This window comes from Natrinema caseinilyticum (assembly GCF_024227435.1).
In the GTDB taxonomy this organism is placed as follows: Archaea; Halobacteriota; Halobacteria; order Halobacteriales; family Natrialbaceae; genus Natrinema; species Natrinema caseinilyticum.
Window position 1 is genome coordinate 3,292,296 of record NZ_CP100445.1, and the last position, 13,599, is coordinate 3,305,894.

Here is a 13,599-nt window from a genome sequence, read left to right on the forward strand (position 1 = left end):
ATCATCGAGTATGCCGGACGAGAACCGCGAACTCGGCGTCGAACTCGGCGACCTGCAGGAAACGCTCGAGAACGAGACGTATCCGATCGGCCACAACGAACTGCTCGACGAGTACGGCGGCGAGGAGATCGAAATGAACGGTGATACGACCACGCTCGAGGACCTCATCGGACCGCTGGGTGAGGACGAGTACCGGGACTACGGCGAGGTGGAAGGGGCGGTCATGACGATGGTCGGCGACGAGGCGATCGGACGGAAGAACTACAGCGACCGCACGCCGCCCGCGGCCGGCGAGGAAAGACAGGACGAAGGCGCACCGGAACAGGACGACCAGCGGGAACAGGAGTCGTTTTGAGTCGCGCGACGAGTCCGGTTGGGGTACTCGTTCGTGGCTGATTCGCCTGCGGTCGAACGGCTCCGGTCGCTCCCAGTCAGTCGTCACCGACCTCCGTGCGCGCCTGTCGACGCTGGGCGCGCTCGATGAACTCCTGGGGCAACTCGTCGATCTCGCCGGCCTGTACGCCCCAGAGGTGGGAGTAGAGGCCGTCGTTTGCGAGCAGGTCCTCGTGAGACCCGCGTTCGGCGATCTCGCCACCCTCGAGGACGAGGATGTGATCCGCGTCCTTGATCGTCGAAAGCCGGTGCGCGATGGCGAACGTGGTTCGATCAGCGGCGAGGTCGTCGATCGAGCGCTGGATCAGCATCTCCGTCTCGGTGTCGACGTCGCTGGTCGCCTCGTCGAGCAGGAGGATGTCGGGGTCTCTGAGAATCGCGCGGGCGATCGAGATCCGCTGGCGCTGCCCGCCCGACAGTTTGACGCCGCGCTCGCCGACTTCGGTGTCGTACCCGTCGGGCAGATTCTGGATGAACTCGTGCGCCTCGGCCATCTTGGCCGCCTCGACGACGTCCTCGCGGTCCGCGTCGAACGTTCCGTACGTGATATTCTCCGCGACGCTCCCGTAGAAGAGGAAGGTGTCCTGACTGACGTACCCCAGCGACTCGCGGAGGCTCCGGAGCGTGACGTCCTCGATATTCTGGCCGTCGATGCGGATCGCCCCGTCGTCGACGTCGTACATCCGGAGGAGTAGCTTGAGGACCGTCGATTTTCCGGCTCCGGTGGGCCCGACCAGCGCGACCGTTTCGCCGCCCTCGACTGCGACGTCGATCCCCTCGATGATCGTCTCGTCCCCATCGTAGCCGAACGCGACGTCGTCGTACGCGACGCGGCCCTCCGTTACCTCGAGATCGGGAGCGTCGGGCTCCTCGTCGACCCGGTTTGGCTGGTCCATCAGTCCGAAGATGCGGGCGCTCGAGGCGCGAGCGCGCTGATACATGTTGATGATCTGGCCAAACTGGGCCATCGGCCAGATGAACCGCTGAGTGTAGAGGATGAAGACGACGAACATCCCGGTTCTTAACTCTCCCGAGAACGGGCCCGGCGGGCCATCGATGACCCAGAGCCCGCCCACGAGAAAGGTGATGACGAAGCCGATGCCCGCCAGGACACGCAACCCGGGGAAGAACTTGATCCTGGTTCGGATCGCGCTCCAGTTCGCGTCGAGGTATTCCTGTGAGACGTCCTCGACGCGATCCGACTCGTAGGTTTCGGTCGTGCTGGACTTGATGACCTGAATGCCGCCCAGGTTGTTCTCGAGTCGGGAGTTGACCTTGCCGACGGTCGAGCGCACCTGGGCGTACTTGGGCTGGATAGTCTGGATGAAGAGGTAGGTGAAGACGGCGATCAGCGGCACCGGCAGCAACGCGATCAGCGCCAGTTGCCAGTTGATTGCCACCAACAGTCCCCCGATCCCGAGGACCATCACGACCAGCCGGAACATGGAGTTCATTCCGTCGTTGAGAAACTTCTCGAGTCGGTTGACGTCGTTCGAGAGGATCGACATCATCTCGCCGGTCTGTTTGTCGGCGAAAAATCCCATGTTGAGCCGCTGCATCTCGTCGTAGGTGTCGGTCCGGACGTCGTGTTGAACGTGCTGGGCGAACGTGTTGAAACCCCAGTTTCGGGTCCAGTGAAAGATCGCCGAGAGGAGAAAGGCGCTCGCGATGATGCCGATCGTCAACCAGAACTGGGCCAGTCGTCCCTCGGGAACGGACGGCGCGACGAGACTTCCACCGATCGGGAACGCCTCGACGTACCCGACCTCCTGGCGGATCACGGCGTCTATCGCGACGCCGAGCATGAGGGCGGGCAGCAAATCGAGAATTCGGGCGAAAATGCTCGCGATCACGCCGATCGTCGCAGCGCCCAGATAGTTGGATCCGTACTCGAAAAACAGGCGTTTCATCGGATTTTCGACCTCCTCGCGCTGCTCCTCGAACGGGTCGTCCTCGTCCAAGTCGGCGCTACTCATTGACCGGGCTTCGGGGACCCCCAGCAATAAGAATTACCGACGAATCGAAATACGTTGCTCGACCGGCGACGGGTTGCGGGGATGGGTCGCTTCGTGCCGTCGACGCGACTCCCTCGAGCGTTCCGGCGCTCGCTCCCTGTCCGGCGATGATCGTCTGGTTCGACTCGAGGTCGATCTCGACTTCGTCGCCGACTTCGATGCCCGTCTCGTTCGTGTAGCCTCGCGGGACCTCGAGCACCCACTTCCCGCGCCCCGAATACTCGATGTCGTTTCCGTCCTCGTTCGGGCCGGGCGCGCGGGCGTGGTGGATCGACGTGATTTCGTGATCCGCGCCGATGTAAATGATGTCGATCGGAAAGTCCATCTTTCGCATCACGTACGTCAGCTCTTGCTCGCTGTCGTAGACGAATAACATCCCGTTGCCCGACTCGAGAGAGTCGTGGTCGCTTAGCCCGGTACGCCGTTCTCGTGGCGAATCTGCCACCTCGACGTCGATGACGGCTTTCGGATCGCCGGAATCGGATTCGGGGTCGACGACGCGGGCCTCTCCGTTCTCCGGACTCCAGGGGCCCGAAACGAAGCCCGCCTGCACGAGGGCAATACCGACGACCGAGATGACCGCGACCGCGAGAAGCGCTTTCCATCCGCGCTCGAAAACCATGCACGATACCTCCACCGCCAGAAGGTAAAGGTTATTCGGACGGGGACACTCGTCCCGAATGCGGGCTCGTGGTCTAGTTGGTCATGACGCGGCCTTTACAAGGCCGAGGTCGGTGGTTCGAACCCGCCCGAGCCCATTTCTGGGACGAACGATAGCGAGCCACAGAAATGTATGCGAGAGCGGGTTCGAACGAGACGAGACGCACACACCGAAGTGAGCACGTCTTGGCGTGGTTCGAACCCGCTCGAGCCCACTTTCACTCGGCAAATCTCACACGTGACGATCGAAGCCCAACCGTACAGGCTTCGAGAAAGGGCATCTGCCGGAGCCGCACACACACGTCGAAAAACACGGCGCCGCTTGTGGAAGCGAACGCGAGACCTCGAGTCTGACCGGCGCTACCAATGCTCCACTATCCTCGAGTCAGCCTGTCGTGACCGGGAGTAGTCACTGCTTGAGACGCGCGACGTTCTCTCGGATCTGACCGAGCAGGCCCTCGCCCGAATCGGTCTGTAGGGCACTGTGGAGCGTCGAATTCTCCGGTTCGTCTTTGACGACGATCCGGAGGTACGGTTCGAGCTGATCGAAGTTGTCCGCGAGGACGACGGTGTGGTTGTCCTCGTCGTGGTCGACGACGCCCGCATCGTCGAGTTTCGGGACGTGACACTGGACGGACGAGACGTAGACGCTCTTGTACTCGTTTTTCGCGACCTCGTCCGGCGGAACGTCGTGTTCCCAGCCCGCGACCGTTTCGGCCAACGTCGAGAGTTCGATCGGATCTTCGCGCCCGCGCAAGGCGTACAGAAGGTAGCGCCGCCGCCGATTTGCCAGTAACTCGAGGATGGTGTCGGCGGAGAGTTCTTGCTCCGCCTGGCTCGAGGCAAGTGCTTCCATAACACGATATTACCCCCCAGGGCGGAAAAGAGTGTCTTGAATATCCGATAATCCAACAGACAGCCGATAATCGCGCGGAGGCGTGACCGTATCCTCAGTGTAACGCCTGTTTCGAGTAACTTACGTGAAATCACGAGGCCGTGTAATCCAGTTCGAGAGACAGATTGAAACGATCGGAGCGACCCACGACGGTCCCGTACCACGGCGGAGTCGTCGGCCCCAATTCGAAATCCTTTTTTATACGATGGACGGAGGGAGGAGTAGGCCGCCTTAGCTCAGACTGGGAGAGCACTCGACTGAAGATCGAGCTGTCCCCGGTTCAAATCCGGGAGGCGGCATTTTCCTGCGAACGAAGTGAGCAGTGACAATGCTCACGACCGGATTCTGAACCCTGGAAGTCGCAACCGCGAGCGTAGCGAGCCGTCCGTCTTCCTCCGGTTCAAATCCGGGAGGCGGCATTCCGATTCTACTCGGTCCGAATTCACAGGCTAGTAGCGCCGTCTGTCGATTTCTCCGCGATTCCCGGCTGAGACTTGATCGTTATTCTCATCATTCCATTCGTTCCCCGACGCCTTCGACCACTTCAGGCTAGATTCGATTTGAGAGGGGCCTATATTTCAGCGTACAGAATGGAACTCACAGGGACTCGTCCATCGAAGACCGCTCTCGCGTCATCCCGGTGGGATCAGGATCGATTTTCATCTCGTTGTCTAATTCGGCGGACTTGGAGAAAAGGACGCTGCAATCTACAATGACGCCTCTACCAATCGACTTTCTCTCTAACCCTCTCGTTTCGAGGATCCACTAAGCGCGGCAGAGAGTAGCGAGGGGCAGATAGCAACCGAATCCCCTTCATCATCTCGACAGGTTCGACGGATTCGGCCTTGTTGAAACCCTTTCCGACAAACATGGTTGGTGGATAGTTGGAGGGAAGATGGACGCTCTCCCGAAGTCACGACTCCTTCGATTCGTTGAACGGGCTATGGTGGTGGCTCGCCGTGCTGTTGCACGTTTTTCGACTCGCTATTCGCGGAAGCGGTTCACGCTCCGGCAACACGTCGTCCTGCTCTGTCTGAAGGTGAAGAAGACGACTACGTACCGCGATCTCGTTGATGAACTCATTGAGATGCCACGCATCCGCGAGGCCCTCAATCTTGATTCAATTCCCGCACCCTCGACACTCTGCAAAGCCTTCGAGCGCCTAGAGATGGCCGTCTGGCGAGTGTTACTGAACGTCTCGCTCGCGGACTTGCCGCTGAACGGTGTCACCGGCATCGATGCGTCCGGATTCGAGCGCGCTCATGCCTCAACTCACTACACGAAGCGAACGAATCTCACTATCCAGCAGTTGAAGACAACGCTGTTGGTCGATACAGCGACCAACGCTGTGCTCGATATCCACGTAACGACAACGCGAAAACACGATACGCAGATTGCGCCACAGGTAGTGAAACGGAACGCACAGTCCATCGCGGTTTTGACCGGTGACAAGGGATACGACGACCAGAAGCTCCGGCGGCTCGCCCGTGAACACGACATTCGACCACTCATCAAGCATCGTGAGTTCACCTCACTCCACAAAGCGTGGAATGCACGGCTGGACAGCGACCTCTACCATCGCCGAAACATGAACGAGACGGTCAACGCGGGGATTAAACAGAAATTCGGTGCATTCGTGCGGTCACGCCTCTGGTGGAAGCAGTTCCGCGAACTCGTCATCAAGTGTGTCGTTCACAACCTCGAACGAGGACTCGATGTTTCTCACGGGCAGTTTGATTGTCCGTAGCTCTGAGAGGAACAGGCTGCTGAATATAGAGAATGAATCTGTCAAACGAGGTCGCCAACACGACGCGTCTCTTCAGCACCCCGAGCCGTGGGTTCGGCGGAAACAGACATAGCTCAAGAAGAGATGCCGAAGATCGCGATGCTCACCATCGCTAGGCCGACCAGGGTGATGCCCACGGTCTGTACCCACTGCTTGTCGCGGACGGCTAGGATCAGTGCGATCAGACACTGTATCGCGAAGAACACCGCGAAGACCCGTGAGGCCGCTGCGACGGCCGTGAGCACGTCGGTGACCAACACGACCCCAATGGCGCCCACAGCGAGCAGTGGGAAGGTATAGGCGCGTGGGAGGCGCTCGTCGGTGACTTCTTCCAAGACATCGGAGCGCGAGGAAATAGCGTTGATGGAGGCAGACGACTGGCTTCCAACCGCCAGGAGCAGAGTGAGCCAAGGGAGCACGGGGCTTGCCACCTGGCCGATCGTAAGGACCGCGGCCGGGGTCGGCTGTGGGCGAACCTGCGCGAAGAGGAGGAGGGCTGACGCCGGGAAGAGCACGAATGCGACCGTGGCAATGATTTGCGCGAGCCGCATCGTCCGGATTCGTCGCGCTGCGCTGAACTCACCGCCGAGGTACCGGGACGCCTCGAAGCCCTGGACGAGTGCGAAGAACCCGAGAATCTGGCGGGTGCCCCTCGTGGTGAGTGGCGGGTTGTAGTCGGGGAGCGACCAGTTCCCCTGAAGGGCCACGACGACGTTGTATCCGAGAAATCCGACGATGATTGCCGTGATGGCCGCGAGGTTGAACGCGGTCGTCCGATCGCCCAACTGATTGAGCTTTTCCAGCCCGAAGAAGAAGCCGACCACACCGAGGCCGATCAGCGATCCGACCGCGATTGTTGTTACGACCGTGGCGGCTTCGGCGGTTCCGAGGTCGAAGGGGAAGACGATGGCTTCACCCATCAGTTGCAGGTAATAGGCGACGTTCACGAGCGAGGCGACAATCAACGACCACTTGGCAACGTTCGAGATACTGCTCAGGAGACCTTTTTCGCCGGACATCGGCTCGAATCGCTCGATGTTGAGGCGCATGACCCAGCCCATCGCGTAGCCCAGCGCGCAGAGGCCGAGCATCATCAGGGCCGAACCAAGTCCGGTGATGTGCACGATAATCGGCGTCATCGCGACGAACCCGATGTCCATGATGTTGGCCAGCGGGACGACCATGGCTTGGTAGCGCCTCGATTCCTGGACCCGGCTCGAATAGAGCACTAGGCCCAGTGCGAGCAGCGTCACGATTACGAGTATCGTAATTACGAGCATTATTTTCCCCATTGCTCAGGTTGAGCGCCGATGTGGCTGAGTTCACGAATGTGGGCAGGCACTGAGCAAATTTGAGACCGGCGTGTCGTCCGTCCCTCACCTCTAACCCAAACCAGGCTGATTATTTGTTATTCAGTATCTATACGTTGGCAATATGAGTTTGACAATTCCATCGTCAATTGAGTGGTTCGGATGGGACTCTCGCTCTCCCATCTCGACTGAGAAGCGCTGTATCTCTCGCACAGCTGATGAAATCTATCACCGGGCGAGGGTTTCAACAAGGCCACGGATTCGCCTCGTTGTCACGTAGTGTTTACTGACGTAATCACTTCCTTTGTCTCTCCTGGTCAAGCTATGTGACTTGACAAACGAGTCTGGGAAGATGTTCTTGAACCCAAGTGTTATTATAATTTTATCGCGTGGAAATTGTATTCAGCACAACCAATTCATAATAACTTGATAGTGAAGGTGTCTATCAGAGTTGACGGTGGTATGTCAAGCTGGCATCGCCGAACGGTCCTCGTGACAGGTGTAACGCTTTCGAGCGGACTTGGACTCGCTTCGAGTGGGGCGGGTGAATCTAACGATGATGATGTCGAGAGGGAGGGCGGTCTCGAACTCTCGGTGTCGGCACCTGAGTCGGTCCCATACAAAGAGGTCGCCGATCCGAGCGAGGACGCCGCCGACTTCGACATCGAGGTGACAAACTCCGGTGACGAATCCGTCACGGTCGAGGGGAGATTCAAGATCGGTCAGTTTAACGAACCTCTATTGTCCGCTTCGCCAATCGAACTGGAGCCTGGCGAGACGGATACCGCCCACTTCGGCGTCATGAGCCGGGATCTCGGTCCCGGTGGCCACGAGTGGACCATCACCGCGAACGACGAAACCGAAACCGGGACGCTGACCGTGACCGACGACGAGGAGTGCTAACCAGTTTCGGGCCCCGAATAACGGGACAGGTTCGAGTTGAGTAGGGACCTCGAATTCCGTCGGAGCGGAACGATTGATATGGTCCCTCCGCGTTTTGTCGACCGCGACGACGAACACGACCTGCTGGAATCGCGGTTCGAGAACGACAACGCCGAACTGGTAGTCGTCTACGGACGTCGACGACTCGGTAAAAGCGCGCTCGTCCGCGAAGCGGTCCACGGCTGTCAGGATGCTACCTACTGGCAGGCGACCGAGAGGACGCCGGACGTACAGCGTGCGAATTTCGTCGACATTGCCAACGAAACGTTTCCACTCTTCACTCGTGGACGACATACAGCGTGACTGAGAAGCCGGGTCACCCGATCAGCGACGGCCCGAACCGTATCACCCACAACGCGCTCATGCCGACGACGATCGTGTAGAAAATGTCCCCGGTGCGCCACGCCACCAGCGTAGCGATCGTCCCTGCGATCAGGCGGTCGTCGAGCAACGTTTCGCCGACCGTCGGCTGAACCGTCACGACCGACGGGACGACGAGCGCAGCGAGGACGGCCGCGGGGACGTATCGGAGTACGTGGCGGATGCGCGGCGGGACCGAGTCGATCCGTCCGAACAGATAGATGAACGAGAGCCGGATCGCGTACGTACAGATACCGATGCCCGCTATCGCGGCCCAGATACCACCGTGTGACCACTCCGTCATACGTTCCTCCACGCGTCGACGGCCACCCCGGAGAGGATTCCGATCACCGCCGCGATCGGTAGATCGAAATTGAGCGGCACGCCGACTGACGCAACACCGAGCGCGGCGATCCCGGCGACAACGCCGGCAGTCGTCGTCCCAGCGTCTTTCATTGCCGGCACGAGCAACGCGATGAACACCAGCGGCAGCGCGAAGTCGAGCCCGAGCGAGTCGGGGACACTCGCTCCGAGGACTGCCCCGACGACCGTCCCGATTTGCCAGACGACCCACAGCGTCGCAGCGATTCCGACGTAGTACCAGAGCCGGTGCCGTTGGTCGTTCGTTTCGTACTCGGCCACGGACATCGCGTACGCCTGGTCGGTCAGCACGTAGGCGGCCAGCCCGCGGATGCGGAGGGAAAACGGTTGAAAATACGGCGCGATCGACGCCGAATACATGATCATTCGGATATTGATCACGACCGCCGTCCCAACGACGACGATAAACGACGCGTTCGAACCGATGAGGTCGATCGCGGCTAGTTGGGAGGCGCCCGCAAAAACGATGACCGACATCCCGACCGCTTCCGCGACCGTCAACCCCGCACCGATAGCGGTGATCCCGGTAACGAGCGCAAAGGGGATAATTCCGATGACGATCGGTCCTGCTGCGCGGATGCCGGCGACCAAATCGGGATGGAGTCGCTCACGAAGCGTCATGTACCGCTCTCTTGGGTGAGAACGTGAAACCGTACCGATTCACCGACGTCGAGCGGGCCGTCGCGTCCCGGCGTCGTCGATTCGTCCGATCTCGAGGGCGGTTCGCAGTTCGGAACCCGTGCGAGCGGACGGCCGGTCCGCCGGCGACAACGGTCGAGAGCGCCTGCAGTGCCTTCGGCCGCATCTGTCCGGTGCGAGACGATCGTCGACCGACTCGAGTACTGTCGACACTCAAACATCGCACCGATCGGGTCGAATCCACCTGAACGGAGCGGTCACAGGGGTGTGAGTGCCGACCGTCGCCGTCCGTCCGAGGCGAAAGTGACAGCAGAACGACGCCGGAGGAGTGATAGCAGCCGGGGGAAAGTTAAGTCAGTCGGGGAGAAACGGGGTGCCATGACCGAAGAATGGTACCTCGAAAACGATCGCCTTCAGTCGTTCATCGACACGGTAGACGACGCTGCAAACACGCACGAGGAGATTCCGGATCTCCTGGAGGCGCTCCACGATCCCTTCCAGGATCTGTTGACCGACGACGACTGGCTTCCCGAACCGTACGACGGACTCGTCCCCGATGGGTACGACGACAAAGGCGAGATGGGGCGTGACATCGCCCAGTGGCTTCTGTACCGCAGACCGGAGAAGCTCACGCTGTTTACGCTCGCACTTCCGCCGGGCGTCGAGACGCCGGTTCACGACCACCTCGCCTGGGGGCTCGTCGGAATCTACTCGGGGACCCAGACGGAGGAGTTCTACCGGCGGACGGACGACGCGGACAACCACATCGGCCACGCCGACCTCGAGCACCTCCGGACCGAAGAGATGGAGCGCGGCGATTTTTACGAAATCGTTCCCCCAAACAACGATATTCACCAGGTAGAGACGTCGTCCGACGTGCCGAGCGTGAGCGTGCACTTGCTCGGGGCGGACGTGGGATGCATCCAGCGCCACCAGTTCGATCCCGACGAGGAGTTCGTGGAACTGTTTCAGTCGCATTACTCGAACGTCCGGTGCGAGCGGCCGCTGTCGCCGCCGGAAGATCACGGCCACACGCACAGTCACCACCACTGAGTGACGACGGCGTTGCGCCACGATTCTCGCCGTCTTTCTCTTCGGACCGCCGGCTCCGTGTCCGGACCGCCGGCTCCGTGTCCCCTCCTCGGGCCGCACTCTATTCCGTGACCCGCTGTGTGCCCCAGCGGGCGAACGCGTGGAGGTCTCCGTAGACCGGTAATCGGGTCCATAACGTATTCGTCGCCGAGGGGGAGAAGGTGGGGTAGTGACGGACAGGAGGACGGAGAACGTGTCGACCCACTGTTCAGCGTCGCAGGCGGCGCGGCGGTGGTCGTCTCCGGAACGGTTACCGGAATGGTGTTGATGCTCGCGGGCCGAGGAGCGTTTACCCGCTCGTTCTCGCGGCCGTCTTCGGCGCCGAGTACGCTGTCGGCGCGGACGCGCTCCGATTGCTCGCCGTCGCGTTCTTCCTCGGAAACGTGATGGGGCCGAACGGGGCGACGCTGACGGCGCTCGGACGGACGCGCGTCCTGATGTGGGCCAACGTGGGCCAACATCGTCGCGGCGGTCGCCAGTTCGTCCGTCGCGATCTCGTCTACGATGGCTCGCTCGAGTTATCGGCTTCCGTGCCGGCGCATCTCGCCGGATTCAGTCTGCTGTGCGGGGTGGCATTCGCCCCGCTTGCGTTTCTGCTCGCGTACACACTTCGGCTCTCGACGATCGTGAGTTACCCGCCGCTGCGGAACTCGTTCATCACCGATGGGTGAACGATGAGCCGTTCGGACGACCGTCGGATCGGTGCCGTCGCGCGGACGACGTCGAACGTCATAGCGAACCCGAGCGCGATCGCCCGGCACTCGGTCAGTCCGCGTCGGCGGCTGAACGCCCAACGGTTATCAGTCTGCTGTGAGTTGTGCCAGTCGTGAGCAACGACGCGATCACCAACGAGAGCGATACGTTCGACATCGGCGAGACGACCGTTCATCGACTCGGGTTCGGTGCGATGCGACTCTGTGGCGACGACATCATCGGTTCGCCCGAGGACGAGGAAACCGCGCGCGAGGTCGTCAGGCACGCGGTCGATTGCGGAGTCGACTTCATCGACACGGCCGACTCGTACGGTCCGGCCGTCAGCGAGCGGCTCATCGGCGAGGCGATCGGCGATCCCGACGACGTCCTCGTGGCGACGAAAGCCGGGCTGTTGCGCAACCGCGAGGGCGACTGGATCGCCCACGGCAACCCCGATTACATCCGGAATCAGGTCCTCACATCGCTGGACCGACTTCGGACTGACACGATCGATCTCTATCAGTTCCACCGTCCGGACGACGATAAGACGCCGTTCGAAGACTCCGTCCAGGCCTTCGCCGAACTCAAAGACGAGGGAGTCGTCGAGCAAGTCGGACTCAGTAACGTCTCGGTCGACCTCATCGAACGAGCGCGCGAACACGTCGAGGTCGCGACCGTCCAGAACCGGTACAACCTGAACGACCGCGGAAGCGCGGCGGCCCTCGAGTACTGCGAGGAACACGACATCGGCTTCATCCCGTGGGCGCCGATCAACGGCGGCGATCTCGAGGAACACGCGGACCTCGTAGACGAGATCGCGGCCGACCACGACGCGACGCGGCGACAGGTCGCGCTCGCGTGGCTGCTCGAGCGGTCGCCGGTTGTGCTCCCGATTCCGGGCACGTCCGATCCCGAGCACCTCGAGTCGAACGTCGCCGCGTCACGGCTGTCGCTCGGCGACGACGACGTGCGGCGATTGACCGACGCGGCGGACTGATTCCGCGATCGCGTTTTGGGCCCGTTTCGCCCGTTTGTCGCGCGCTCCCGTTCAGGAGAGCACCAGCGACGAGCGGACGGATTACCGCTCGAGTCGATTCGCGATCCGCCGGGAGAGGTCGGTGAGGTACAACGCGCCCCAGATCGCGGCGACGACGGCGCCCGCGCCGTCGAACAGGAGGTCGACGATCGTATCGTTGAGACCGTACTGGGCGACGACGGCCTGAAATCCGAGTCGCCGTGCACTCTCGTCGATGGCGAACTCGAGGAGTTCCCAGAGGACGCCGAAGGCCAGGACGAACACGAGGATGAACGCGAACAGCATCGTCGTCGGCAGGGACACCTCGTCGGTGTGGAGGTCGATTCCTCGAACGACCGCGTACCCCGCCGCCGCGACGATCGAGGCGGAGAGCGTGTGGGTCAGACTATCCCACTGGCCGACGAGCGCGTAGGCACCGGCGGAGCCGAGCGCGTGGAGGAACACGGCCGCAGTGAGCCAGAATACGAGCCCCGGCTCGAGCGGTAGTCTCGCGTCTCGCTCGAGGACGGCCGGGAGGAACGTGATCGCCAGCGCGACGCCGGCGTTGACGACGGTCGTCAGGTCGCGGCGAACGAGGCCGAACAGCAGGAGGCCGGCGAGCGCGATCTGTATCCCCCGCGAAAGCCGTCTGACGGTCTCGTCTGGGACGTCCAACCGATCGCGGATCGGGGCGGGTATCGGTTCGGCGTTCGTATCCGGTCCGGGTTCGTTGGTCGGGGACGGCTGCTCGGAGACGCTCTCCGAGTACGACCGGAACGACCGGTCGAAGAGGAGCCCCGCGAGCAGACCAGCGATCGCCGCATAGGCGAATTCGATCATCAGCGCCCGGTTGGCCGCGTCCTGGGAGCGTCCGTCCAGGAGGTAGTCGGTTCCCAAGGCGACGTCTGCGAGCCACTGGACGACGTTCCAGCCGCCGGCGACGGCGAGCGTCATGAGAACGACGAACACGACCGCGAAGGAGTGATTCATTCGAACTACGGTAAACCGGTCCATCTCGACGGCGACGATGAGCGAAATTGCGGCGACGGCGACGTACGTGGTGATCGCCGTCAGGACCGACTCGCCGAACAGCGCCGCGTCGGCGACTGGAACGAGAACGAGAACGACCAGGTCCCAGGGCGGGATCGAAAGGGGGTCCCGAAACGCGGCGACCGGGAGCAACACGATCACGACCGCGAACGCGGTAAAGGCGAACCACCGGTACGAGTTCGTGAGTCCGTATCGGATCGCGAATACAGCGAGGACGACCGTGACGAGCCAGGCCATCGTTGCGTCTCGCTTCGGGTCGTCGAACAGTCCGCCACGTCGGGCGTCCGGCATACGCAGAAATACGGGCCTGACCGTCTAAACGAGCGTGCCTGGATATCGTGGCGTGAAACGTGGATCGCCTTCGCGAG

General features: G+C 61.5%; 13 protein-coding genes, 2 tRNA genes and 1 pseudogene. 9 read left to right on the top strand and 7 right to left on the bottom strand.

Going from position 1 to position 13,599, the window contains the following annotated elements; translation table 11 throughout:
- Positions 1-10: 10 nt before the first annotated feature.
- Positions 11-355: a DUF5789 family protein gene (locus NJT13_RS16160; protein ID WP_254522662.1), complete on the top strand. Its 345-nt coding sequence runs from the start codon at positions 11-13 to the stop codon at positions 353-355.
- A gap of 76 nt (positions 356-431) precedes the next feature.
- Here the strand turns inward: NJT13_RS16160 and NJT13_RS16165 are convergent, their stop codons facing one another.
- Both NJT13_RS16165 and NJT13_RS16170 read right to left on the bottom strand, forming a co-directional pair.
- The gene (locus NJT13_RS16165) at positions 432-2,369 is read right to left on the bottom strand and encodes an ABC transporter ATP-binding protein (protein WP_254522663.1); all 1,938 of its coding nucleotides are present in this window, start codon (positions 2,367-2,369) and stop codon (positions 432-434) included.
- Positions 2,362-3,030 carry a DUF192 domain-containing protein gene (locus NJT13_RS16170; protein WP_254522664.1) on the bottom strand — a complete coding sequence of 223 codons (669 nt, stop codon included), beginning with the start codon at positions 3,028-3,030 and terminating at the stop codon, positions 2,362-2,364. Before NJT13_RS16170 ends, NJT13_RS16165 begins: the two co-directional genes overlap by 8 nt.
- 62 nt (positions 3,031-3,092) lie before the next feature.
- Here NJT13_RS16170 and NJT13_RS16175 point away from each other — a divergent pair.
- Positions 3,093-3,166 (top strand) — tRNA-Val (locus NJT13_RS16175).
- Between the two features lie 311 nt (positions 3,167-3,477).
- On the opposite strand, the gene NJT13_RS16180 is transcribed toward NJT13_RS16175, so the two are convergent.
- On the bottom strand, positions 3,478-3,924 hold the full coding sequence (locus NJT13_RS16180) for a DUF7344 domain-containing protein (RefSeq protein ID WP_254522665.1): 447 nt from the start codon (positions 3,922-3,924) through the stop codon (positions 3,478-3,480).
- Positions 3,925-4,188: 264 nt separating this feature from the next.
- On the opposite strand from NJT13_RS16180, the gene NJT13_RS16185 reads away from it, so the two are divergent.
- A tRNA-Phe gene (locus NJT13_RS16185) sits at positions 4,189-4,262 on the top strand.
- A gap of 596 nt (positions 4,263-4,858) precedes the next feature.
- Entirely contained in the window at positions 4,859-5,710 is an 852-nt protein-coding gene (locus tag NJT13_RS16190) for an IS5 family transposase (protein WP_254522666.1), read from the top strand.
- A gap of 113 nt (positions 5,711-5,823) precedes the next feature.
- On the opposite strand, the gene NJT13_RS16195 is transcribed toward NJT13_RS16190, so the two are convergent.
- The gene (locus tag NJT13_RS16195; RefSeq protein ID WP_254522667.1) at positions 5,824-7,002 is read right to left on the bottom strand and encodes a hypothetical protein; all 1,179 of its coding nucleotides are present in this window, start codon (positions 7,000-7,002) and stop codon (positions 5,824-5,826) included.
- Positions 7,003-7,455: 453 nt separating this feature from the next.
- Between NJT13_RS16195 and NJT13_RS16200 the strand changes: the two genes are divergently transcribed.
- Both NJT13_RS16200 and NJT13_RS16205 read left to right on the top strand, forming a co-directional pair.
- Positions 7,456-7,962, top strand: a complete 507-nt coding sequence (locus NJT13_RS16200) for a hypothetical protein (RefSeq protein WP_254522668.1) — start codon at positions 7,456-7,458, stop codon at positions 7,960-7,962.
- 78 nt (positions 7,963-8,040) lie between these two features.
- A pseudogene (locus tag NJT13_RS16205) lies at positions 8,041-8,277 on the top strand (ATP-binding protein); the annotation flags it as partial.
- Between the two features lie 40 nt (positions 8,278-8,317).
- On the opposite strand, the gene NJT13_RS16210 reads toward NJT13_RS16205, so the two are convergent.
- Positions 8,318-8,665, bottom strand: a complete 348-nt coding sequence (locus NJT13_RS16210; protein WP_254522670.1) for an AzlD domain-containing protein — start codon at positions 8,663-8,665, stop codon at positions 8,318-8,320.
- Positions 8,662-9,363 carry an AzlC family ABC transporter permease gene (locus NJT13_RS16215; protein WP_254522671.1) on the bottom strand — a complete coding sequence of 234 codons (702 nt, stop codon included), beginning with the start codon at positions 9,361-9,363 and terminating at the stop codon, positions 8,662-8,664. The genes NJT13_RS16210 and NJT13_RS16215 overlap by 4 nt, the downstream gene beginning before the upstream one ends.
- 396 nt (positions 9,364-9,759) lie before the next feature.
- Between NJT13_RS16215 and NJT13_RS16220 the strand changes: the two genes are divergently transcribed.
- From NJT13_RS16220 to NJT13_RS16230, 3 genes are all read left to right on the top strand, one after another.
- The gene (locus NJT13_RS16220; protein WP_254522672.1) at positions 9,760-10,434 is read left to right on the top strand and encodes a cysteine dioxygenase family protein; all 675 of its coding nucleotides are present in this window, start codon (positions 9,760-9,762) and stop codon (positions 10,432-10,434) included.
- A gap of 392 nt (positions 10,435-10,826) precedes the next feature.
- Positions 10,827-11,144 (top strand): hypothetical protein, encoded by a 318-nt coding sequence (locus NJT13_RS16225; protein WP_254522673.1) that lies wholly within the window; start codon positions 10,827-10,829, stop codon positions 11,142-11,144.
- A gap of 155 nt (positions 11,145-11,299) precedes the next feature.
- On the top strand, positions 11,300-12,163 hold the full coding sequence (locus tag NJT13_RS16230) for an aldo/keto reductase (protein ID WP_254522674.1): 864 nt from the start codon (positions 11,300-11,302) through the stop codon (positions 12,161-12,163).
- 81 nt (positions 12,164-12,244) lie between these two features.
- On the opposite strand, the gene NJT13_RS16235 is transcribed toward NJT13_RS16230, so the two are convergent.
- Positions 12,245-13,522 carry a DUF2238 domain-containing protein gene (locus NJT13_RS16235; protein ID WP_254522675.1) on the bottom strand — a complete coding sequence of 426 codons (1,278 nt, stop codon included), beginning with the start codon at positions 13,520-13,522 and terminating at the stop codon, positions 12,245-12,247.
- Positions 13,523-13,599 lie beyond the last annotated feature (77 nt).

What these genes read in the sequence shown, in the direction of transcription:
- NJT13_RS16215 (WP_254522671.1), bottom strand. Translation starts at nt 9,363, where the DNA reads ATGACGCTTCGTGAGCGACTCCATCCCGATTTGGTCGCCGGCATCCGC.
- NJT13_RS16235 (WP_254522675.1), bottom strand. Translation starts at nt 13,522, where the DNA reads ATGCCGGACGCCCGACGTGGCGGACTGTTCGACGACCCGAAGCGAGAC.
- NJT13_RS16220 (WP_254522672.1), top strand. Translation starts at nt 9,760, where the DNA reads ATGACCGAAGAATGGTACCTCGAAAACGATCGCCTTCAGTCGTTCATC.
- NJT13_RS16165 (WP_254522663.1), bottom strand. Translation starts at nt 2,369, where the DNA reads ATGAGTAGCGCCGACTTGGACGAGGACGACCCGTTCGAGGAGCAGCGC.
- NJT13_RS16180 (WP_254522665.1), bottom strand. Translation starts at nt 3,924, where the DNA reads ATGGAAGCACTTGCCTCGAGCCAGGCGGAGCAAGAACTCTCCGCCGAC.
- NJT13_RS16190 (WP_254522666.1), top strand. Translation starts at nt 4,859, where the DNA reads ATGGACGCTCTCCCGAAGTCACGACTCCTTCGATTCGTTGAACGGGCT.
- NJT13_RS16170 (WP_254522664.1), bottom strand. Translation starts at nt 3,030, where the DNA reads ATGGTTTTCGAGCGCGGATGGAAAGCGCTTCTCGCGGTCGCGGTCATC.
- NJT13_RS16160 (WP_254522662.1), top strand. Translation starts at nt 11, where the DNA reads ATGCCGGACGAGAACCGCGAACTCGGCGTCGAACTCGGCGACCTGCAG.
- NJT13_RS16210 (WP_254522670.1), bottom strand. Translation starts at nt 8,665, where the DNA reads ATGACGGAGTGGTCACACGGTGGTATCTGGGCCGCGATAGCGGGCATC.